The sequence below is a fragment of the Microvirga tunisiensis genome, assembly GCF_009296175.1.
In the GTDB taxonomy this organism is placed as follows: Bacteria; Pseudomonadota; Alphaproteobacteria; order Rhizobiales; family Beijerinckiaceae; genus Microvirga; species Microvirga tunisiensis.
The window spans coordinates 1-21,105 of record NZ_VOSK01000037.1; the positions used below are offsets into that span (position 1 = coordinate 1).

The 21,105-nt window shown below is 62.5% G+C and carries 19 protein-coding genes and 1 pseudogene; 10 read left to right on the top strand and 10 right to left on the bottom strand.

Annotation, left to right across the window (positions count from 1 at the left end; translation table 11 throughout):
- From FS320_RS12340 to FS320_RS12365, 6 genes are all read right to left on the bottom strand, one after another.
- The coding region (locus FS320_RS12340) for an ATP-binding cassette domain-containing protein (RefSeq protein WP_152711890.1) at window positions 1-286 on the bottom strand (286 nt) is incomplete at its 3' end.
- Window positions 283-1,188, bottom strand: coding sequence for a phosphate ABC transporter permease PstA (gene pstA, locus FS320_RS12345; RefSeq protein ID WP_152711949.1), 906 nt, complete (start codon window positions 1,186-1,188; stop codon window positions 283-285). The genes FS320_RS12340 and pstA, both read right to left, overlap by 4 nt.
- A gap of 10 nt (window positions 1,189-1,198) precedes the next feature.
- Complete coding sequence (pstC, locus tag FS320_RS12350) at window positions 1,199-2,173, bottom strand: phosphate ABC transporter permease subunit PstC (protein WP_152711892.1); 975 nt, start codon at window positions 2,171-2,173, stop codon at window positions 1,199-1,201.
- Between the two features lie 35 nt (window positions 2,174-2,208).
- Entirely contained in the window at window positions 2,209-3,246 is a 1,038-nt protein-coding gene (gene pstS / locus FS320_RS12355) for a phosphate ABC transporter substrate-binding protein PstS (protein WP_162002950.1), read from the bottom strand.
- Window positions 3,247-3,557: 311 nt separating this feature from the next.
- Entirely contained in the window at window positions 3,558-4,850 is a 1,293-nt protein-coding gene (locus FS320_RS12360; RefSeq protein WP_152711895.1) for an ATP-binding protein, read from the bottom strand.
- A 75-nt stretch (window positions 4,851-4,925) separates the two neighbouring features.
- Window positions 4,926-5,975, bottom strand: coding sequence for a lysylphosphatidylglycerol synthase domain-containing protein (locus tag FS320_RS12365; RefSeq protein WP_152711897.1), 1,050 nt, complete (start codon window positions 5,973-5,975; stop codon window positions 4,926-4,928).
- A gap of 251 nt (window positions 5,976-6,226) precedes the next feature.
- Between FS320_RS12365 and FS320_RS12370 the strand changes: the two genes are divergently transcribed.
- The gene (locus tag FS320_RS12370; protein ID WP_152711899.1) at window positions 6,227-7,612 is read left to right on the top strand and encodes a PAS domain-containing protein; all 1,386 of its coding nucleotides are present in this window, start codon (window positions 6,227-6,229) and stop codon (window positions 7,610-7,612) included.
- Window positions 7,613-7,618: 6 nt separating this feature from the next.
- A complete protein-coding gene (gene cobU / locus FS320_RS12375) occupies window positions 7,619-8,164 on the top strand; it encodes a bifunctional adenosylcobinamide kinase/adenosylcobinamide-phosphate guanylyltransferase (RefSeq protein ID WP_152711901.1) in 546 nt (181 codons plus the stop codon).
- 13 nt (window positions 8,165-8,177) lie between these two features.
- Here cobU and FS320_RS12380 read toward each other — a convergent pair whose 3' ends face one another.
- Window positions 8,178-9,035, bottom strand: a complete 858-nt coding sequence (locus FS320_RS12380; RefSeq protein WP_152711903.1) for an ABC transporter substrate-binding protein — start codon at window positions 9,033-9,035, stop codon at window positions 8,178-8,180.
- Window positions 9,036-9,531: 496 nt separating this feature from the next.
- Between FS320_RS12380 and FS320_RS12385 the strand changes: the two genes are divergently transcribed.
- Complete coding sequence (locus tag FS320_RS12385; protein ID WP_152711905.1) at window positions 9,532-10,695, top strand: transglycosylase SLT domain-containing protein; 1,164 nt, start codon at window positions 9,532-9,534, stop codon at window positions 10,693-10,695.
- Here the strand turns inward: FS320_RS12385 and FS320_RS12390 are convergent.
- Both FS320_RS12390 and FS320_RS12395 read right to left on the bottom strand, forming a co-directional pair.
- Window positions 10,647-11,975, bottom strand: a complete 1,329-nt coding sequence (locus FS320_RS12390) for an MFS transporter (protein ID WP_152711907.1) — start codon at window positions 11,973-11,975, stop codon at window positions 10,647-10,649. The two genes, FS320_RS12385 and FS320_RS12390, sit on opposite strands and share 49 nt — an antisense overlap.
- Before the next feature lie 158 nt (window positions 11,976-12,133).
- On the bottom strand, window positions 12,134-12,364 hold the full coding sequence (locus FS320_RS12395; RefSeq protein ID WP_152711909.1) for a hypothetical protein: 231 nt from the start codon (window positions 12,362-12,364) through the stop codon (window positions 12,134-12,136).
- A 191-nt stretch (window positions 12,365-12,555) separates the two neighbouring features.
- Between FS320_RS12395 and ggt the strand changes: the two genes are divergently transcribed.
- The 3 genes from ggt to FS320_RS12410 all read left to right on the top strand — a co-directional run bounded on the left by ggt (window position 12,556) and on the right by FS320_RS12410 (window position 16,555).
- Window positions 12,556-14,310 carry a gamma-glutamyltransferase gene (ggt, locus tag FS320_RS12400; protein WP_152711911.1) on the top strand — a complete coding sequence of 585 codons (1,755 nt, stop codon included), beginning with the start codon at window positions 12,556-12,558 and terminating at the stop codon, window positions 14,308-14,310.
- 64 nt (window positions 14,311-14,374) lie between these two features.
- Window positions 14,375-15,280 (top strand): dTDP-4-dehydrorhamnose reductase, encoded by a 906-nt coding sequence (rfbD, locus tag FS320_RS12405; RefSeq protein WP_152711913.1) that lies wholly within the window; start codon window positions 14,375-14,377, stop codon window positions 15,278-15,280.
- Between the two features lie 84 nt (window positions 15,281-15,364).
- Window positions 15,365-16,555, top strand: a complete 1,191-nt coding sequence (locus FS320_RS12410; protein ID WP_152711915.1) for an O-succinylhomoserine sulfhydrylase — start codon at window positions 15,365-15,367, stop codon at window positions 16,553-16,555.
- On the opposite strand, the gene FS320_RS12415 is transcribed toward FS320_RS12410, so the two are convergent.
- Window positions 16,530-17,072 (bottom strand): DUF2243 domain-containing protein, encoded by a 543-nt coding sequence (locus FS320_RS12415; RefSeq protein WP_152711917.1) that lies wholly within the window; start codon window positions 17,070-17,072, stop codon window positions 16,530-16,532. The genes FS320_RS12410 and FS320_RS12415 overlap by 26 nt on opposite strands.
- A 129-nt stretch (window positions 17,073-17,201) precedes the next feature.
- Here FS320_RS12415 and FS320_RS12420 point away from each other — a divergent pair, with 129 nt between their 5' ends.
- The 4 genes and pseudogenes from FS320_RS12420 to FS320_RS12435 all read left to right on the top strand — a co-directional run bounded on the left by FS320_RS12420 (window position 17,202) and on the right by FS320_RS12435 (window position 21,001).
- The gene (locus FS320_RS12420) at window positions 17,202-17,411 is read left to right on the top strand and encodes a hypothetical protein (protein WP_152711919.1); all 210 of its coding nucleotides are present in this window, start codon (window positions 17,202-17,204) and stop codon (window positions 17,409-17,411) included.
- A 419-nt stretch (window positions 17,412-17,830) separates the two neighbouring features.
- Window positions 17,831-18,966, top strand: a pseudogene (locus FS320_RS12425) (TRAP transporter substrate-binding protein).
- A gap of 113 nt (window positions 18,967-19,079) precedes the next feature.
- Complete coding sequence (locus tag FS320_RS12430; RefSeq protein ID WP_152711921.1) at window positions 19,080-19,664, top strand: TRAP transporter small permease subunit; 585 nt, start codon at window positions 19,080-19,082, stop codon at window positions 19,662-19,664.
- Complete coding sequence (locus tag FS320_RS12435) at window positions 19,664-21,001, top strand: TRAP transporter large permease (protein WP_152711923.1); 1,338 nt, start codon at window positions 19,664-19,666, stop codon at window positions 20,999-21,001. The genes FS320_RS12430 and FS320_RS12435 overlap by 1 nt, the downstream gene beginning before the upstream one ends.
- Window positions 21,002-21,105 lie beyond the last annotated feature (104 nt).

A 21,105-nucleotide genomic window follows, 5' to 3' on the forward strand; every position in this document is an offset into this window, starting at 1 on the left:
AGAGCACGTTCTGCCCGTCGAGCAGGATCTGGCCATCGGCGCGCTGCTCGGGATACAGGCTGTAGATGCGGTTGAAGGTGCGCAGCAGCGTCGACTTTCCGCAGCCGGACGGGCCGATGAGGGCCGTGACCTGCCGGTCGTAGAAGTCGAGCGAGATGTCCTTCAGGCTGCGGAAATCGCCGTAATGGAAATTGAGGTTTTTCACGGCGATGCGCACCGGCGCGCCGGTATCCGCAGCCGCCGCGTTTCCGATGGCGCTGCTCGTGTTGAGGGCAATCGTGCTCATCGGACTTTATCCTTCCTCAGGAGCAGGCGCGCCACGATGGACAGCGCCAGGATCGACATGGTGATGATGAGGGCGCCGGCCCAGGCGAGTTCGCGCCAGTTCTCATAAGGCGACAGGGCGAACTGATAGATCATGACCGGCAGGTTCGAGACGCCGCCCATCAGGGTCGGGTTGAACCAGAAATTGTTGTTGAGGGCCGTGAAGAGAAGCGGCGCGGTCTCGCCGGCGATGCGGGCCGTGGCGAGCAGGACGCCGGTGACCATGCCGGCGCGGGCCGCCTTCCAGCTGATCTTGATGATCACCGTCGACATGGGCGCGCCGAGCGCCGCTCCGGCTTCGCGCAAGGAACCCGGCACGAGGCGCAGCATGTCCTCGGTGGTGCGAACGATGACGGGAACCGCGATGATCGCCAGCGCCACGCCGCCGGCCCAGCCGGAATAGCCGCCCATCGGCTGCACCATCAGCATGTAGACGAAGAGGCCGATGAGAATGCTCGGCGCGGCGAGCAGGATGTCGTTCACGAAGCGGATGATCTCGGCAAGCTTCGAGCTCTTGCCGTATTCGGCCAGATAGGTGCCGGCCAGCACGCCGATGGGTGTGGCCACGACGATGCCGAGGACGGTCAGGATCAGGCTGCCCACGATGGCATTGGCGATGCCGCCGCCCTGGCTTCCGGGGCCCGGCGTCGTCTCGGTGAAGACCGCAGGCGAGAGGCCGCCGATGCCTTCGACGAGCAGCATCAGCAGGATCCAGCCGAGCACGGTGGCGCCGAGGATCGTGAACAGGGTGCAGACGATCTTGAGGGCGCGGTCGGCCACATGGCGGCTGCGGCGCACCCGTCCCCAAGGAGCCGGGGCAGGCGTCGTTCCGGCCGTCACGCGGGTCTGGAGAGCGGTATCCATCATCAACCTCCTACCCGACCTTCACGCGCGCCACCAACAGGCGGGCGAGCACGAGCACGGTGAACGTGACCAGGAACAGGATGCAGCCGAGAGCCATCAGCGCATTGAGCTGCAGGCCGACGGCCTCATTGAATTCGTTGGCGATGCGCGAGGCGATGGTGGAGCCAGGATCGAACAGCGAACCCGACAACCGGTTGGCATTGCCGACCACGAATGTCACGGCCATCGTCTCGCCCAGCGCGCGGCCGAGGCCTAGCATGACGGCGCCGATGATGCTGACGCCTGCCTGCGGCAGGAGCACGTTGCGCACCACCTCCCAGGTGGTGCAGCCGATGCCGTAGGCGCTCTCGCGCAGCACGGACGGGATCTGATCGAGGATGTCGCGCGAGATCGACGCGATGAAGGGAATGATCATGATCGCCAGGATGATGCCGGCCGTCAGAATGCCGACGCCGGAAGGCGTGCGCGCATAAAGGATGGTGCCGACGATGGGCATGCCCTCGACGATGTTAGACAGGGGGATCTGCACGTAGTTCGCGAAGAGAGGCGCGAAGACGAAGAGGCCCCACATGCCGTAGATGATGCTGGGCACGGCGGCGAGCAGCTCGATGGTGGTCGCCACAGGGCGCTTGAGCCAGGGCGGGCAGAGCTGCGTGAGAAAGATCGCGATCCCGAGGGACAGAGGAACGCCGATGACGAGGGCGATCGAAGCTGTCGACAGGGTGCCGACGATGGCGACCCACGCGCCGTACTGATCCTCGTTGACGTTCCAGACGCTCGACGTGATGAAGCCGAGGCCGAATTCCCGGAACGCGGGCAGGCCACCGTAGATCATCGACCCGATGATGCCCAGGAGCACGATCAGCACCAGGAGGGCCGATCCGAGGCTCGCGAGACGAAAGAGCCGGTCGAAGCTCGGTTGAGAGGATCGGTGAGCGGGAGCATCCGCGCTCGACACGAGACGTTCTTGCGAGAGAGCCACCATTCGCCGATCCGCTTTGTTGTGCACGCGAGGTCAGATTACTGATTGAAGACGGGCTGGCCCGAAGCGTTCTTGATCTCGCTCGCCCAGGTGGCGCGAACCTGATCCTTCAGCTGGGTCGGGAGCGGCACGTAGTCGAGTTCGACAGCCATCTTGTCGCCGTTCTTGAAGGACCAGTCGAAGAACTTCAGGGCCTCGGCCACCTGCTCGGGCTTCTCGGGGGACTTGGGCACGAGGATGAAGGTCGGAGCCGTGATCGGCCAGGCCTCGTCGCCGGGCTGGTTCGTCAGCGAGATGCCGTAGCCGGGAGCCGACTTCCAATCGGCATTGGAAGCGGCGGCCTGGAAGGTCTTGGCTTCCGGCGACACGAACTTGCCGTTCTTGTTCTGGAGCTGAGCGAACGGGATGTTGTTCTGCTTGGCATAGGCGTATTCGACGTAGCCGATGGAGTTCGGCACCTGCTTCACGAGAGCGGCGACGCCCTCATTGCCCTTGCCGCCCTGGCCGACCGGCCACTGCACCGAGGAACCGGCACCCGGTCCGCTCTTCCAGCCTTCCGAAACTTGGGACAGGTAGGTGGTGAACACGCTGGTGGTGCCCGATCCGTCGGAGCGGTAGACCGGCGTGATCGACGCGTTGGGAAGCGTCACGCCCTGGTTGGCCTGGGCGATCTTGGGGTCGTTCCATTTGGAGACCTTGCCGTTGAAGATGTCGGCCAGAACCTCGCCCGTCAGCTTGAGCTGGCCGGCGCCCTGGACATTGTAGACGGCCACCACGCCGCCCATCACGGCCGGGAACTGGACGAAGCCGTCCTTCTGCAGCTCCTCGCCCTTGAGGGGGGCATCGGTCGCACCGAAATCGACGGTCTTGGTCCGGATCTGGCGGACGCCGCCGCTGGAGCCGATCGATTGATAGTTCATGCGGTTCCCGGTTTCCTTGTAATAGGCCTCGGCCCACTTGGCGTAGATCGGAAACGGAAAGGTCGCGCCTGCGCCGGTGATGTCAGCAGCAGTTGCCGTGGTCGTAAGGCTCGCGACGGCAAGGCCGGCCGCAATGGCGTAGGACATAATCTTCACGATAAGTCTCCTGTTCCTGCAAACGCGACAGGCGGCTTAGAAGCCTTGGGCCGTGTCTCGCGATGGGACAGCTAGGCCCTGCGGATGTCTCCTCTACGACAGTTGGATGACAATTAAATGACACCCTAAAAGGATCCCTCGGGAGGGGTGGAACCTTCACGTCATGGCCGGGCTTGTCCGGCCATCTCGATAAGGTGAGGCTCGGCGCTTCTTGGACCGGGATCACCGGCACGAGGCCGGTGATGACGTCGCGGGTGTCGTCACCGCCACGCCTCTTCCTCTCCCGCCCGGGAGAGGGGATTCCGTAGCCCCTACGGGCGAGGCCCCGCCTCCGAGAACCGCACCGTGAAACGGGCGCCCTGCCCCGGCTCGCTGGCAATGTCGAGGTGACCGCGGTGGCGGTTGACGATGTGCTTGACGATGGCCAGCCCGAGGCCCGTTCCGCCCTTGTCCCGGCTCTGCACGACATCGACCCGGTAGAACCGCTCGGTCAGGCGCGGCAGGTGCTCGGGCGCGATGCCGGGGCCGTAATCCTGCACGGAGAACGCGACCTGGGGCACCGGCCCCTCCGTGCGGGCGACCGCGACATCCACCTTCCCGCCGCTCTCGCCGTATTTCACGGCGTTCTCGATCAGGTTCTCGGCCACCCGCAGAAGCTCGTCCCGGTCGCCGAGCACCAGGACGGGCCGATCCGGCAGGGTGGCCTTGACGACCACGCCCCTCTCCTTGGCCAGCGGCGAGACAGTCTCAACCATCTGGGAGGCGATGGTGGCGAGATCGACGGTTTGCGTGGGCGAGAGGTGAGCGCGCATCTCGATGCGCGACAAGGACAGGAGATCGTCGATCAGGCGCTTCATGCGCTGCGCCTGCCCCTTCATGATGTCGAGGAAGCGCTCTCTCGCCTTGACATCGTCGCGGGCAGGACCCTGGAGCGTTTCGATGAAGCCGAGAAGCGAGGCCAGCGGGGTGCGCAGTTCGTGGCTCGCATTGGCGACGAAGTCGGCCCGCATGGCCTCCAGGCGCCGGGCCGAGGTGAGATCGCGGAAGAACAGGACGACGCCCGCGTGGACATCCGCAACATCGGACTGGAGAGGGCCGATATGCACCTCGAAGGTCCGCTCCGTCGGAATCCGCTCCGAATACTCGACCTTCAGGGGCTCAGCCGTCTCCAGCACCTCCTGGATGCCGTCGAGCACGTCCGGGGTGCGTAAGGCAAATGACAGAGGATGACCCGTCTTCAGCCCTGCCAGGAGCTCGTAGGCGGCCCTGTTGGCCTCGATCACCACCGCCCGCTGGTCCACCAGAATGACGGGATCGGGGATCTGGGCCAGGACCGCCTCGGCGACGCTGGAGCGAGGATTTGCCTTCGGCTGCGGCGTGATCCTGGTTCCGAGCCCGAGGCTGCGCTTGGGTCCCGCGACGAGAATTCCGGCGAGAATGGCCACGGCGGCCCAGAACAGAAGCCACGCATCCCCGTAACCCCGTACCAGCGCAACGGCGACCAGAACGAAACTGGTCACGACGGTCCCGCGCAAAGCGGCGTCACGGATCGGCGTGGCGCTCTGCCGGCCGGGGTCCGGCGTGAGGTCGTCGGGATCGCTCATGGCGGGATGACTTATGGGAGGAGGTGTCTCGGAGGCGCTGCCTGTCTTCTTTAGGCGAGGCACGCGCAGGTGTCATCACCCGCCAAGCTCGACGTCGCCCTCATCCGGCTTGAAGGCCAGCCGGGCGGACCGGATGCGGTTGCGGATCTCATACGCGCCGAGAATGGCAAGGGCGATCATGAAGGGGACGAGGTAATAGCAGAGGCGGTAGAGGAGCAGCGCTCCGAGGACCGGTTCGCGCGGATAGTTCGACAATGCCAGGAGAATGGTGGCCTCGAAGACCCCGAGCCCGCCCGGCGCATGGCTCGCGACGCCCAGCATGACGGCGAAGATATAGACGGCCAGGAAGGTCTCAAAGCTGAGATTGTGCCCTCCGGGCAGGAGCACGAAGAGCACGCCGGCGCCGGCACAGACGTCGCCCGCGCCGATCAGGATCTGGGCGAGGGACAGGCGAAAGCCCGGCAGTTCCAGCTTCCAGCCCTGGATTTTCACGGCGCGGCGCTGGATCGAGACCCAGATCATGTAGCCGACGACGAAGGTGGCAGCGCCCAGGCCCACCAGCTGGTTCATCCAGATATGGGTATAGACCAGGCTCGCCAGCTCGTCGGCCTTGCTGATCAGGCTCCAGGCAAGGACGAGCGCCATGCCGAGCCAGAAGGTCACTCCGGCGATCACGGTGAGGCTCGCCACCCGTCCCGGGCTCACCCCTTTCGGGGAATAGATCCAGTAGCGGACCGTGCCTGCCGTCAGCAGGGGGAACCCGAGGGTGAAGCTCACCGCATAACTCGTGAAGGAGGCGAGAGCGGTCGTTCGGTAGGGGATCTGCAGCTTGAGCTGCCGCAGGGCGATGGCATCGTAGCAGGTCAGCAGGCCGTAGCTGATGGCGGTGAAGAGGACGGCGAGACCGATCTGGCGCAGGCTTGCCGCCGTGAAAGCGGATTTCAGTTCGTTGACATCGATCTCTGACACGATGTGCCACAGAACTACCAGAGATGCACCAAACAGCAGGATGCTTGCCGCCATCCCGATCCAGGCGAACCGGCGGGAGCGTCGCTCCTTCGGATGAAGGGCTTCGGCAGAGGACATCTCGGGCGGAGACACCGGACGGGGGCTCATATCATTCATGAAAACGGTCAATCAGCCTCAGCGTAGGAAAGATCGCATCGGGGTCCGAGGGCTGTCCTGCATCTATGCGCTGGCGGGAGGAACCGCCAGACGTCGCCGGCCTTTTAATGGTTTCGCAAGGCTGGCGCTACTCTTTCGCCTGAGAAATCGCCGCTGGTGTCCGATGTGGGTTGTCAGCCTCGAAAAAGGCCTACAACAATGGTCCCCTCGCTATCGGGACTTGGCTGCAAGGGCAGCCCTGGGAGTTTTGAGTGGATTTCAAGGAAACGCAGTTTGCTGTTCTGGCGGAGTCTCTGCCTCAACTTGTCTGGTCGTCCCGCTCTGATGGATCTGTCGATTACGTGAATCGCCGGTGGCGTGAGTTTACAGGACTTTCCGGAGAGCAATTTTTAGAAGATGGCTGGGAAGTGGCCATCCACCCGGATGACTTGCCCCAGGTCCGGGAGCACTGGCACCGATCCGTCTCAACCGGACAAGCCTATGAGTGGGAGTATCGGGTCAGGAACGCCGCGGGCGATTACGAGTGGTTTCTCAGCCGGGCCATTCCGATCCAGGATCTGACAGGAAAAATCACCCGCTGGTTCGGTACGAGCACCAATATCAATGCCCAAAAGACCGCCGAGGAAGCCGTCCGCATGCTCGAGAGCCAATACCGGCTCGCCCTCGAAGCAGCCGATCTCGGGATCTGGCAGATCGATCTGGACAAGCACCTGATCACCTGGGACGAAGGCTCCTGCGCTCTCTATCATCTTCCGCACAACGGATTGTACAGCCTCACCCTCGAAGAGGCCTGGGCCATGATCCATCCGGACGATGTGGACGAGGTCAAGGCGCGGATTGCAGCGGCAGCCGCTCCCGGATCCGATGGCAAGTATGACAGCCAGTACCGCGCTATTCTGCCGGATGGGAGGCTCCGCTGGTTCCGATCGCACGGACAGGTGCTTTATACGAATGAGGGCGGCTCGCATCGGGCCATCAGCCTTTATGGCGTCGTCAGCGACATCACGGAGCGCCATGGGTTGGAAGAGGGTCAGAAGCTTCTGACGCGAGAACTCAACCATCGCGTGAAGAACCTGTTCGCCATCGCCAACGGGATGGTCTCGATGACCGCCCGCACGGCCAAAGACACCAAGGATATGGCCAATGCCCTGCGCGGGCGCCTGAGCGCTCTGTCACGGGCGCATGAACTGGTTCAGCCTGTCGCAGCGGGCGAGATGGGCGCAGGCCCCGACGTGGAGTTCGCCCGGCTGATCGAAGCGGTCCTCGAGCCCTACCAGCAGTCCGGCCAGAACAGGATCGCGATCGAAGGGCCGAGCGTGCTCGTCGGGTCCAACACGACGACGAGCCTTGCCCTCGTCCTGCACGAATTGGCCACCAACGCCGCCAAGTATGGCTGCCTATCATGCGCGGAGGGCGAGCTTGTCATCCGATGGGCCCTGCAGGATGAGAACGTCGATCTCCTCTGGACCGAGAGCGGCGGACCACCCATCGAGAGCCCTCCGACCTTTGAAGGGTTTGGCACCCAGCTGTCGCAGCGAAGCATCACCGGGCAACTCGGCGGGACCCTCGAGCGCGAGTGGAGACTGGAAGGCTTGCGCGTCCACATGATACTGCCGCTCAACCGGCTGAGCGCCTGAGCGATCATGAGCATCTATCGCCGCGTCCTGGTCCTGGGCGGAGCACGCTCCGGAAAAAGCCGCACCGCCCTGCAACTGGCCGAGAGCGCATCCACAGAACGGATCTACATCGCAACCGCTCAGGCCTTCGACGGTGAGATGCGCGAGCGCATCGCGCAGCACCAGGCCGAGCGCGACGGTTCCTGGCGAACGGTGGATGCTCCGCTGGATCTCCCACAAGCCGTTCAGGCGCAGACAGCTCCTGGAAAGGCCGTGCTGGTCGATTGCCTGACGCTCTGGCTCTCCAACATCGTCCTGGCCGACCATGATCCGGCCCGTGAGGCGGATCGGTTGGTTCAGGCCGTTCGGGACGCACCAGGCCCGCTTATCCTGGTCTCGAACGAGGTCGGCCAGGGCATCGTGCCCTCGACACCCTTGGGGCGAACATTCCGGGACGAGCAGGGCCGCCTCAATCAACGGATCGCAGAGGCTTGCGATGCGGTCGTCTTCGTCGCGGCGGGCTGCCCGATCCTCCTCAGGCCGGCCCCTCCCCTGCAGCTGCGGCTGGAATAGGCTTGTGTCCCGATCAGCGCAACCTGGCCTGCACTGCGGCGCTCAACATGTCGATCGCGACGGGAGTCGAGGGTCCTCCGCAGATCGTGAGTTGGCCAGGCAGTGCCAGGCGCTGCTCCAAGGGCACGGCCCCTGCAAGGGCAGGGTGCGCGAAGAGCGCCGTACCATTATCGACCGCCTGGCTTGAAGCCGCATCAACGAGCATGAAATCCGGCGGCATCGTAACGATGGTTTCGAGACGCGCGACCCCGCCCTGGCCCAGTCCCAAAGCCTCCTGATGCAGCCTGAAGCCCATGTGAACCAGAATCTCGTTGAGCGGCGAATGGAGAGCCATGACCCAGCCGCCTCGTTCATAAACCAGGATGCTGCGCCTGACCGGGACGATCCCCCTCGCCCGCTCCAGGGCCGCATCGATCCGGGCGATCAGAGTCTCGCCGCGATCCGGATGCCCCAGCCTGCGGGCCAGAGTGCGAATTTGCCCACGCCCATCCTCCAGGTCCGCCCAGGGCCCGAGGGACAGCACCTCCAGCGCCTGCCCTTTCAGAAGAGCGATCTGCTCCTGGTGGCCATAGGTGCCCGTCAGCACGAGGTCCGGCCGGTCGAAGAGGATCGTTTCGGCGCTGCCGTCATTCATGGGCAGCCCGGCGGCTTGGTCGGCCAGAAACGAGATCGAAGTGTCCCGGGCGAGACGGCTTAAGGACAAGATCTGGCTGCGATCGGCCAGAGTCAGAACGAGCTGATCGGTGCAGAGGTTAAGGGACGCAACCCGCGACGGCCAGGATTGAGCCTGCACTGCCCCGGTGACGAAAGCCGCCAAGCACGTCAGCAGAGCCAGCGCTGCACCGGAGCTGGCGTGTCGGTGGAGCATCATGAGCGCTTTCGGTCCGCAGTCCGCAAGTTCTTTATCATTCGCCGACACAGTTACGAAAGTCGCCAGTAAGCCCATCGGCCCATCGGCCCGGCCGGAATGCGGTCTCACCTAGGATCGGTCTGAGGCAAGGCGCAGCCGTCATTCGGCCTGTCAGGGTACCTTTGGGGTGCGCGAAGCGCAGTATTACGTTGCGAAAGATGAAGCAAAGTAGGCTATATCCGGCTCATCAAATCGTATTATTGACCCTGCGTCATCTCGCCACCAGTCATACTCATAAAAAATTAAGCTTTTCGTTGAGAAACAAGGCTTCTTTGAAGATGAACCGCTTTGAATGAACAAGCGCGAATGGTCGCACCCTGGAACATAATCGAAGTTTTAACGCCAAGCTGACCTATTCTGGACATATCGACCTATCACATACTTGCCACTGTTGAACGAAGAACGCCCGTGCAACCGCCATGGCGGAGAAGCGGCGCATTCCTGGGGGCTTATTCATATGCAAATCGCTCTGACAGCGTTTCAGGACGCATGCCAGCAGACGGCCATTTGCCTTAAAAATGAAACGAAGACGGGGCTCAAGTCCCGTGTCGTATCCCGCCAACGCTCGCGGTTGCAGGGGGGCAGAACCCTGCTCGACCTCACCAAGTGCTTCGGTTTCGGCGCATGCCTGACGATCGTCATCGGCACGGCAGCCCACACGCACTCCGCCTCGGCTGCCGAACCGTGGACGACCCTGCCGGCCGCCCTTGACGTCGGTCGCAATGCCATCCAGGTGCCATTCGACCACCCGCCGATGCCGTTCACCATGTCCGCTGAGGAAGCCACCCCAACCGATCCGCTCGAAGCCATCGTTCCGGTTCCGACCGTGGAGGCGACGCCGGCCGAACTGCAGAAGCAGATCATCCTGTCGATCCCGCTGTCCGATTCACCGACTTCGGAGGGCAGCAAGGACGAGGAACCTATTTCCCGCGAACTCACGGAGTTCATGGAGTTCGAAGAAATGCGCGTTCCCGTCTGGATCGTCGACACGATCCTGCGGGCCTCCAAGCTGACCGGCGCCGATCCCGTGTACATGATGGCCCTCGCGGACAAGGAATCGAGCTTCCTGCCCGGCAACAAAGCTTCGACATCCTCCGCCGTCGGTCTGTTCCAGTTCATTTCCAGCACGTGGCTTGAGGCCGTGAGATCGTTCGGCCCCTTGCATGGCCTCGTCGCCGAAGCGCAAGCGATCGTCGGCTCGGGTGCGAAGATCGATGTCGCGGACGGAGCGATGCGCCAGCACATCCTCGGCCTACGCCGCAACCCTTACATCTCGGCCCTCATGGCCGCTGAGATGATGAAGCGCGACAAGACGAAGATCGAGACAAAGCTCGGGCGCAGGCTCAGCCGCTCGGAATTCTATCTGTCCCACTTCTTCGGGGTCGACAGCGCGAGCAAGTTCATCGCGCTCGTGGACGACACGCCCAAGAAAAGCGCGCCAGATGCTTTCCCGGCTGCCGCAAAGTCGAACAAGTCTCTGTTCTTCACCAAGGACGGCAAGAAGAACCGCCAGCTCAGCGTGGCCGAGGTCTACGACAAAATCGACGACATGATCGATAAGCGCCTCAACCGTTACGAGGCAGTATCGGCCCGGGCCACGGAAGACGCATCCGCCTTCTGACCGGGTTCTTCAGCCTGGCGCGAATTGTTCGAGGCGGAGACCTGATCCTCGACAGCATTGATGTCTGCGCGGGGCGTAAGGCTCCCCGTGGCAGAGCTGGTGGGGGCGATATCCGCAAAGCCTCCCCTGGTGGGCGAACGCTGCACCTGGAGGATCCGCACCACGATGAAGATGACGAGCCCGAGGGAGGCTATGGCCGAGTAGATGAAGAGCCCCTTCGGCCCCATCATCTCCATCGCTGCAGCGCCGAGCAGGGGCCCAACAGTGACACCGGTGGCCCAGGAGAACAGTAGAGTGCCCACGGTGGAGACGATCTGCCCCGGATCCACGATATCGCAGGCATGGGCCACGCAGACGGAGTAGATGCATAAGGCCAAACCGCCCCAGGCTGCGAAGGACCACAGGATCAGCAGGTTCGCGCCCTGCGCGCTCGCCCACAGGATCAGAAGCGAAACGAGGCTGGTTCCTGCAGCGAGCCCCGCAATCACATAGCGCCTGTCCGACCGATCAGAGAGCCACCCGAGCGGCCATTGCATCGCGAGGCTGCCGGCCTGCAAGGCGAACAGAAGGGCGGCGGCCTGATCCTGGCCCAATCCGATGCTGACGCCGAAGACGGGCGTGATGGCGATGACGGGACCATTGACCAATCCGACCACGAAGGCCCCGATCACGGCGGACGGGGCCTTCGCGAACAGCTTCCGAACCTCGATCCGCACCCCCTGCGGCGCAGCCGGCTCCTTCGTTGTCGTCGCGGCGATCGGGAGAAGCGAGAGCGAGATCAGCGCGCTCACCGCCATGAACAATCCGTCCGTGCGGATATTCCCGAAGCCGATTCCGAGCGGGGACAGCATCAGGGCGACCTTGGTGCAGATCATGTAGATCGACAGAATCCGCCCGCGATGGCTCGATGTGGCGCGGGCGCTGATCCAACCGTCCGTGACGGTGAAGATGCAGGCCAATGTCACGCCTGTCAGCCCGCGCAGGATGATCCAGGCCAGAGTCGAATGAGCCTGGGTCATGACGAGCACCAGGACGGACACCACGGCCGCGAGGCTGGCGAAGGCCCGGATATAACCCACATGACGGATGAAGCTCGGGGCCAGAAAACAGCCCGTCGAGAACCCAAGGCCGTAGGCCGCCGCCACGACGCCGATGGACGCGACGGAGATCCCCTCGGCCTGCATGCGCAGAGGCATCAGCGCCTGAAGCAGACCATTGCCGGCCTGCAGCAAGGTGGTTGCGGCCGTGATGGTCCAGATGAGAGCGAGGGAGGAGTTCACAATCGAATCGGTGATGCAAAGCGGCGGGCGCAAAGATCAGCAAGATAGAAAGCAGGTGCCGCCCAAGATCAAGGGTCGATCCGAACCGTATCGATGTTCTTTAGTCGATCGGGCATGCCCGGCCGATGAGCCGGACATACGGGAAAGGCCGCCAGTCCCTACCGGCCGGGACGGTCCTTCTGGAAGCTGGCGAAAAGATAAAAACCGTTGAAGCGAACGCCTTCCACGGCTGCCCTCCGGTCGAAGCCGAGGGGCGCCTCCTGGTTCTCGATCCGCCCGCCGAACTGCCAATTGGGCCCGACGACGAAAGAGGGAACCGAGCGCTCTTCCGGAACAGCACAGACAAGTCCGTCCGGTTGCGTACTTCGGAACAGATTATATGAGTACATGTCCCTGCTCCTATGTTCGCGTCACGAATCGCACCCTGCAGGAAAAGAGTGACAGGAGTGTGATATTGCAGCGCAACAAAAGCAAAATTTCTTCTTTTCCTTCAATTGAGGGAAGTGGCGCAAAGGGATGATCCTTTGTTAGGCTCACCTGAGCCCATAGGGTGCAACGACAGAAGAGGGAGATTGTCAGCATGATCACTCGGAGCGCCCTTCGGCGAGGTTTCTTCGGCCTCGGCCTTCTTGCCAGCCTTCCCTTGTCTGCGCCGGCATTCGCCCAAGCTCTCGCTCCTGCGCCCGAAGCCCCCACAGGGCGTACGTTCAAGCCTGTCGGCACGGCGACGAAAGACATGGTTGCCGCGGCCAATCCCCTGGCCGCGCAAGCGGGCCGGGAAATCCTGGCAGCCGGCGGCAGCGCCGTCGATGCGGCGGTTGCCGTTCAGCTGGTTCTCAATCTCGTCGAACCGCAGAGTTCCGGCATCGGCGGCGGCACCTTCATGGTCTTTTGGGATGGAAAGACCATGGCCACGCTCGACGGGCGCGAAACGGCCCCTGCCGCAGCCAAGCCCGAACGATTTCTCGGGCCGGACGGCAAGCCGATGAAATTCTACGATGCCGTGGTCGGTGGCCGCTCGGTCGGCGTGCCGGGCACGCTGCGCCTTCTGGAGGCGGCACACAGGAACTGGGGCAAGCTGTCCTGGCCTCAGGTGATCGAACCGGCGGCTCGTCTCGCCGAGGAAGGCTTTGCGATTTCACCGCGCCTCAACGGCCTTCTAAGCCAAGAGAAGTATCTCCAGAACGATCCGGTGGCGCGTGCCTATTTCTACGAGGCCGACGGCAAGCCGAAGGCGGTCGGGACCGTTCTCAGGAATCCGGCCTTGGCCAAGACCCTGCGCACCATCGCCGACAAGGGAGCCGACGCCTTCTACACGGGGGAGATCGCGCAGGACATCGTGACGACGGTGACCGGTCATGCTACGAATCCAGGCGACATGACCCTGGAGGATCTGAAAGGCTACAAGGTCCAGGAGCGTGATGCCGTATGCGGCAATTACCGCACCTATCGGATCTGCGGCATGGGCCCGCCGAGCTCGGGGCAGGTCGCAGTGCAGCAGATCATGGGCATTCTTGAAACGCAGGACATGGCATCCCTCAAGCCCGGACCGGATGCGGTTCACTGGATCGCCGAAGCGGGCCGCCTCGCCTATGCGGACCGGGCGCTCTTCCTGGCCGATCCCGCCTTCGTGAATGTGCCGGTCAAGGGTCTGACCGATCCAGGCTATCTCAAGAGCCGTGCGGCTCTCGTCGATCCCAACAAGTCCATGGGCAAGGCAAAGCCCGGTGATCCTCCCTTCCAGAAGACCTTCCTGTGGGGCGCGTCGGACAGCATCGAGTTCGGCACGAGCCACATCTCCATCGTGGATCGCAACGGCAACGCAGTGTCGATGACGACTACGATCGAGGACGGCTTCGGCTCGAGGCTGATGACGAAGAGCGGCTTCCTGCTCAACAACGAGTTGACCGATTTCTCCTTCGCCACGACGGAAGACGACAAGCCCATCGCCAACCGGGTCGAAGCCGGCAAGCGGCCGCGCTCATCGATGGCGCCGACCATCGTGCTCGACGGCAGCGGCAAGCTCTATGCGGTCGTGGGCTCGCCGGGCGGCAGCCTGATCATCAACTACGTGGCTAAGACCCTCGTCGGCATCCTTGACTGGAAGCTCGATCCCCAGGTTGCCGCCGATCTTCCCAATGTGGGCAGCCGCAACGGCCCGACCGAACTGGAAGCCGGGACGGAGGCGGAAGGATGGAAAGCTGCGTTGGAGGCGAAGGGCCACGAGATCAAGCTGATCGACCAGAATTCCGGCATCCATGCTATCGTCGTGACACCGGCCGGGCTGGTCGGCGGCGCCGACAGCCGTCGCGAAGGCGTTGCCATCGGCAACTGATCTTGCCTGGGCGGCCTTGTTCCGATAGGGCCGCTCGCACCATCAGAGAGGATTGCGGGAGTCCATGCGTATCATCGTCGTCGGCAAGGAGGGACAGGTCGCGCGCGCTCTGGCGGAACGTGCACGGGCGCATGGTGCGCAAGCGGTGCTCGTCGGCCGCCCCAAGCTCGATCTTGCCGACCCGTCAGGCATCGAAGATGCCCTGATCGAAACCGGCGGCGACGTGATCGTGAATGCAGCCGCCTATACGGCCGTGGACCAGGCGGAATCCGATCCGGAACTGGCTGAGGCCATCAACGGCATCGGCGCAGGCGTCGTGGCCGGCGCGGCAACCGCCATGAACGTGCCCGTCATCCATCTGTCCACCGATTATGTCTTCGATGGCACGGCCGACCGGCCCTACCGCGAAGACGATCCGGTTTCTCCGCTGGGAGCCTATGGTGCCTCCAAGCTTCTGGGCGAGGAGGCCGTGGCTGCCGAGGCGGAGAACCACGTCATCCTGCGCACCGCCTGGGTCTACAGCCCTTTCGGCAAGAATTTCGTGAAGACCATGCTGCGCCTTGCCGCCGACCGTGAGGAGCTCGGGGTCGTGGCCGATCAATACGGATCGCCCACAAGCGCCCTCGACATCGCCGATGGCATTTTCGCGGTGGGCCGCAATCTGCTCGAAAAGCCAGAGGACCGGAGCCTGCGTGGGCTGTTTCATATGACGGGAACGGGCTCTGCGAGCTGGGCCGAATTTGCCACGGAGATCTTCACCCTCTCTGCCCGTTTCGGCGGTCCCTCGGCGAAGGTCCGGTCGATCGCGACGGCGGATTACCCGACGCCGGCCAAGCGGCCCGCCAATTCCAGGCTCGATTGCAGCAAGCTGAAGCAAGCCCACGGAGTGGTTCTCCCGCCCTGGCGCTCCTCCCTGGAGCCTTGCGTGAAGCGGCTGATCGAGGAGGCCCGCAAGGAAGTCGCTCGCTGAGAGCGGGATCGGAGAAGGAAGTTGCGAGACTTTCCGCGAAAGAAGACGATTGTTCTTTTTAAAGAACAATCGTAGGATCGCCTCATGACCTCGCCTCAGCACCCCGATCATCATCTAGAAACCCGCCTCGTTCACGAGGGCTCTCAACGCACGCCTTTCGGTGAGACGTCCGAAGCGCTCTTCCTGACCCAAGGCTTCGTCTATGAAAGCGCGGAAAGTGCCGAGAGGCGTTTCCTGAACGAGGAGCCCGGCTACAGCTACAGCCGCTACTCCAACCCCACGATCGATGCCTTCGAGCAGCGCATCGCCTCCCTCGAAGGAGCCGAGGCGGCCCGTGCGACGGCGAGCGGCATGGCCGCAGTGACGGCCGCCATGGTCGGGCAGGTTCAGGCCGGTGACCATGTGGTTGCCGCGCGTGCCCTCTTCGGTTCCTGCCGGTGGGTCGTGGAGGATCTCCTGCCCCGCTTCGGCGTCGGCTGTACCCTCGTCGATGGAGCGGATCTCAGCCAATGGCGCGAGGCCGTCCGGCCGGAGACGAAAGCCTTTCTTCTCGAGACACCGACCAATCCGAGCCTCGACATCATCGACATCGCCGCCGTCGCTGCCATTGCACACGAGGCCGGCGCAACGCTAACGGTCGACAACGTCTTTGCCACACCGCTCTTCCAGAAGCCCCTGGCGCTGGGTGCCGATTGCGTCGTCTATTCCGCGACCAAGCACATCGATGGACAGGGACGATGTCTCGGCGGCGTCATCCTGGCGTCCACCGAATTCATCGAGACGAAGGTGCAGCAGTTCCTGCGCATGACGGGACCGTCGATCTCGCCCTTCAATGCCTGGGTGCTCCTGAAGGGATTGGAGACGCTTCCGCTTCGCGTCGAGAAGCAGACTGCAACCGCAGGCTATCTGGCGGACGCGCTCCACGATCATTCCAAGCTTCAGCGCCTCATCTATCCAGGACGAGCCGATCATCCTCAGGCCGAGCTGATCCGACGCCAGATGAGCGGCGCCTCCACCATGATCGCCCTCGAGGTGAAGGGTGGAAAGGCCGGTGCCTTCCGGTTCCTGAATGCGCTGAACCTGATCCGAATCTCGAACAATCTCGGCGATGCGAAAAGCCTCGTCACGCATCCGGCGACGACCACTCACCAGCGCTTCACGCCCGAACAGCGGGCCGAGATGAGCATCCCAGATGGACTCGTGCGCCTCTCCGTCGGGCTGGAGCACCGCGACGATCTGCTGGCGGATCTTACCCGTGCTCTCGAGTGCGCGTGAGAACGGCTCGTTCTTGCTGCAAGAAACCGGTCGCACGTTGACCTGAGCGCAGGAGAAGCCAGCCGGCGATCAGCATAGCGGCACCCCAGATCAGAAAGCCCAGGTCCCAATAGATCCATTGCTCCCGTGGCACGGTTTCGTTGACGTGATGAAGGCCGAGAAGCTGATGGTTGACCGTGCCCTCAACCACATTGAACAGACCGAAGCCTATCAGGAGAGTGCCGAAGAGCAGCTTGCTCGACCAGCGGAGATGGGTGCGCCGTGCGGCCCGCCATAGAAGTCCCAGCCCAATGGCGACGAACACGTAGGTGAGCGCATGAAAGAGCCCGTCCCAGAACGTGTTGATCTTCAGGTTCTCAAGGCTGTCGGGCGGATAGCCGGCAGCCGTGACCATATGGTGCCACTGCAGCAATTGATGCAGGACGATCCCGTCGAAAAAGCCGCCGAGGCCGAGACCGAAGAAGATGCCGGCTGAAACAGGAAAGCTTGCACTTTCTCGAGCGATCTCGCGGTCCATGGCGCCTCTGGCCCTTGGGCGCCTTTATTGAGGTGACTGAGAAGGAGCCGGAGTTGCCGGCGGCCTCGTGGTCGTTCCCTGCTGGGATTGTATCCGGTCGAACATCCGCAGAGCGGCATCGACACAGGCTTGCGTGGACTCTCGATTGCCACAGACGATGCGAAGCTGCGTGTCGCCGCTGCGCAGGAAGAAACGAGCGCCACGCTCAGAACGCTCACTCCGGTCGTCCTCGTCATCGTCCCGCATGATCGGGCCGCTGCGATGATCCCTGTCGCGGTCCCATCTGTCTCGCCCTTCACGCCAACTTCCACGGTCGTAGCCATCACGATCTCGCGATGATTCCTGGCCGAAAGCACCTGTCGCGAAAAGAGCGAGACCGGCAGCCAGAATGAAAGCACTTTTCATATGAAGCTCCATTCGGAGACACGCGAAAGAAGAACCCGGTTTCTTTCGCGATGCACCCTGACAATTGCGTGTCGTTACGCATGAAAGTGAACAGGCCACAGGGCTCATGGTTCCTGATGCTGGACCTCAATCCTTCTTCCGGACGTCGCCTCCAGGCAAAGCACCTACGACTAACGTCGTAGCATCTGCATGGTGTTGGAAAGTAAAACTTTCTCCTGGATCCAGCATGACCCAGGTTTCATCTGCAGCCACTTGCACGACCTGCCAAAATGACGCACCATCGATCAAGGAATAACGCGTTCCAGCACAAGAAAGCGCGGTCCTTCACAATAAAGGGGGTGAGGGAGGACGCTGTGAAGAAAGACAACTCGTCTGCGCCAAAGACTTCAAGTGAATCCAAGCAATCGCGCCGCCGGTTCCTGCAGGTGGCCGGCCTGGGAGCAGCAGCAACAGTCGCGGTTCCCCAGATATCCAGAGCCCAGACGGCCACATGGAAATTCCAATCGACTTGGCCGAACCGGGACATCTTCCACGAGTTCTGCAACGACTTCGCCAAACGCGTGAACGATATGTCCGGAGGGCGTCTGAAAATCGACGTTCTCGCCTCCGGGGCGGTCGTTCCGGCCTTCCAGCTCCAGGATGCCGTCCATGCCGGCATCCTCGACGGCGGCCACGGCGTTGCCGCCTATTGGTACGGCAAGAACAAGGCCTTCGCGCTCTTCGGCACGGGTCCATCCTTCGGCTGGAACGCCAATTCCTTCCTGGATGGATGAACTATGGCGGCGGCTACGATCTCTATAACGAGTTGCAGAACCAGATCCTGAAGCTCAACATCGTCGGCTTCGTATCCGGTCCCATGCCCGCCCAGCCTCTCGGCTGGTTCAAGAGCGAAGTGACCTCCGCCGATGTCTTCAAGGGCCTGAAATACCGCACCGTCGGACTTGCCGCCGACCTCAACCGCCAGCTCGGCGCCGCAGTGACCATTCTTGCAGGCGGCGAGATCGTGCCGGCGCTGGAGCGCGGGGTTATCGATGGAGCCGAGTTCAACAATCCATCCTCGGATCTGGTGCTCGGCTTTCCCGACGTCTCGAAGAACCTGATGCTCCAGAGCTATCACCAGTCCGGCGAGACCTTCGAGCTCATCTTCAACAAGACGAAGTATGATGCGCTTTCGCCCGAGTTGAAGGCCATCATCAAATATGCCGCCGAGTCGGAATCGGCGGACATGTCCTGGAAGGCGCTCGATCGCTACTCGAAGGATCTCGAAGCCATCCGCGCCCGCGGCGTCAAGGTGGCGAAGACGCCCGACTCGGTGCTGAAGGCTCAGCTCGACGCCTGGAACAAGGTCATCGACGAATTCTCGAAGGATCCTTTCTTCAAGAAGGTGATCGACAGCCAGAAGGCCTGGGTGCAGCGCACCTATGCCTATGAGCGTCTGAACGAACCTTCGCGTGACATGGCCTACGACCACTTCTTCAAGACGACCTGAAGAATGGCGCGGGAGCCTATTCCCGTCTGAAGGACTCCTTTCAAAAACGAGGGCGGCAGGAGAAATGCGGCCCTCGCGACACGTTCCGAAGGCTCGTGAAAGGGCTTCGATCCATGCGCTTCGTCTATTTCATCGACCGCATCAACACCTTCATCGGAAAAACGGTCGCCTGGGCCATCCTCGGTCTGACCTTCGCGATCTGCTACGAGGTATTCTCGCGCTATGTGTTGCGGTCGCCGACCGAATGGGCGTTCGACGCGAGCTACATGCTCTATGGCCTGCTCTTCATGGTGGCTGGACCCTACACGCTGGCCCGCAACAACCATGTGAGAGGCGATTTCCTTTACCGCAATTGGCAGCCTCGGCGGCAGGCGGGGTTGGACCTCGTGCTCTATTTCCTGTTCTTCTTTCCCAGCATTCTTGCGCTCGTTTATGCCGGCCTGCCGTTTACGGAGATGTCCTGGATGATGAACGAGCATTCGATGAATTCGCCCAATGGACCGCCGATCTATCCGTTCAAGGCGCTCATTCCCATTGTGGGCGTACTGATGGCGTTTCAGGGTATGGCGGAGGTCATCCGCTGCATCGTCTGCCTGCGCCAAGGTGAGTGGCCGCCGCGCCTCCATGACGTCGAAGAAACCGAAAAGCTCATTCTCGAGCAAGCCGAACAACAAGGCCTTACCAAGGGGACCGTCTGATGCTGGCATCGTGGGGGCTGGGAAATCCCGAACTGGGCGTGCTGATGCTCGGCCTGTTCGTGGTTTTCATCATGTTCGGATTTCCCATTGCGTTCACGCTGATGGCTTTGGGCTTCGGCTTCGGCTACTTCGCCATGGGCGACATCGTGTTCGCCCTCGTGGTGCAGCGTGCCTATTCGGTGATGACGAACGATACGCTCGTCGCGATCCCGCTCTTCGTCTTCATGGGCTACATCATCGAGCGAGCGAATATTCTCGATCGCTTGTTCCACTCGATCCAGATCGCCGTCGGCGGACTTCCCGGCTCGCTCGCCATCGCGACGCTGATGACATGCGCCATGTTTGCCACCGCGACGGGCATCGTCGGCGCGGTCGTTACCCTCATGGGGCTTCTCGCTTTCCCAGCCATGCTGCGCGCCGGCTATGACGTGCGCCTCTCGGCCGGCGTGGTCTGCGCCGGCGGCTGCCTAGGCATTCTCATCCCGCCCAGCGTGATGCTGATCCTCTACGGGGCGACCGCGGGCGTGTCCGTGCCGAAGCTCTATGCCGGCGCCCTCTTCCCGGGACTGATGCTCGCCGGCCTCTACATGCTCTACGTTCTTATCCGCTGCGCGCTCAATCCAAGCCTCGCGCCCAAGCTGCCGCCGGAACAGCGCAAGGCTTCGTTGGTGAAGATCTTCTGGTCCCTCGCCACATCGTTCTTCCCCCTGGCGCTGCTCATCCTGTCCGTTCTCGGCGCGATCTTCTTCGGCATCGCAACGCCGACCGAGGCCGCCGCCGTGGGCGCGCTCGGCAGCCTTCTGCTCGCAGCCGCCTATCGCTCGCTCTCGTTCGGCAAGCTGAGGGAATCGGTGATCCTGACGGCGCGCACATCAGCCATGGTGTGCTGGCTCTTCGTCGGGTCCTTCATCTTCTCCTCGATCTTCGCCTTCCTCGGTGGACACCAACCGATCGAGGCCTTCGTCACGCATCTGAACCTGTCCCCCTTCTGGTTCCTCATCCTGACGCAGGTGATCATCTTCGTGCTCGGCTGGCCATTGGAATGGACGGAAATCGTCGTGATCTTCGTACCGATCTTCCTGCCGCTTCTCGATAATTTCGGCATCGATCCGATCTTCTTCGGCATTCTGATCGCGCTCAACATTCAGACATCGTTCCTGTCGCCACCTGTCGCCATGGCGCCCTTCTATCTGAAGGGCGTCGCGCCGCCGCATGTGAACATCAACGATATCTTCGCAGGCGTGATGCCGTTCCTGCTGCTGGTTATCGTTGCCATGGCGATGTTCTACATCTTCCCGGGAATCGGCCTCTGGCTGCCGCGTTATCTCTATGGCTGAGCTTGAAGAGCTGGACGCTCGAAGCTTCGCATGAAGCAGTTGGTTGAGGGGCGGAACCCTGACTTCAGCTCCACGTTGGCCTCCTGTTCATGCTGCAAATGGAG

What these genes read in the sequence shown, in the direction of transcription:
- pstA (WP_152711949.1), bottom strand. Translation starts at nt 1,188, where the DNA reads ATGGATACCGCTCTCCAGACCCGCGTGACGGCCGGAACGACGCCTGCC.
- pstC (WP_152711892.1), bottom strand. Translation starts at nt 2,173, where the DNA reads ATGGTGGCTCTCTCGCAAGAACGTCTCGTGTCGAGCGCGGATGCTCCC.
- FS320_RS12360 (WP_152711895.1), bottom strand. Translation starts at nt 4,850, where the DNA reads ATGAGCGATCCCGACGACCTCACGCCGGACCCCGGCCGGCAGAGCGCC.
- FS320_RS12365 (WP_152711897.1), bottom strand. Translation starts at nt 5,975, where the DNA reads ATGAATGATATGAGCCCCCGTCCGGTGTCTCCGCCCGAGATGTCCTCT.
- cobU (WP_152711901.1), top strand. Translation starts at nt 7,619, where the DNA reads ATGAGCATCTATCGCCGCGTCCTGGTCCTGGGCGGAGCACGCTCCGGA.
- FS320_RS12380 (WP_152711903.1), bottom strand. Translation starts at nt 9,035, where the DNA reads ATGATGCTCCACCGACACGCCAGCTCCGGTGCAGCGCTGGCTCTGCTG.
- FS320_RS12385 (WP_152711905.1), top strand. Translation starts at nt 9,532, where the DNA reads ATGCAAATCGCTCTGACAGCGTTTCAGGACGCATGCCAGCAGACGGCC.
- FS320_RS12395 (WP_152711909.1), bottom strand. Translation starts at nt 12,364, where the DNA reads ATGTACTCATATAATCTGTTCCGAAGTACGCAACCGGACGGACTTGTC.
- ggt (WP_152711911.1), top strand. Translation starts at nt 12,556, where the DNA reads ATGATCACTCGGAGCGCCCTTCGGCGAGGTTTCTTCGGCCTCGGCCTT.
- rfbD (WP_152711913.1), top strand. Translation starts at nt 14,375, where the DNA reads ATGCGTATCATCGTCGTCGGCAAGGAGGGACAGGTCGCGCGCGCTCTG.
- FS320_RS12410 (WP_152711915.1), top strand. Translation starts at nt 15,365, where the DNA reads ATGACCTCGCCTCAGCACCCCGATCATCATCTAGAAACCCGCCTCGTT.
- FS320_RS12415 (WP_152711917.1), bottom strand. Translation starts at nt 17,072, where the DNA reads ATGGACCGCGAGATCGCTCGAGAAAGTGCAAGCTTTCCTGTTTCAGCC.
- FS320_RS12430 (WP_152711921.1), top strand. Translation starts at nt 19,080, where the DNA reads ATGCGCTTCGTCTATTTCATCGACCGCATCAACACCTTCATCGGAAAA.
- FS320_RS12435 (WP_152711923.1), top strand. Translation starts at nt 19,664, where the DNA reads ATGCTGGCATCGTGGGGGCTGGGAAATCCCGAACTGGGCGTGCTGATG.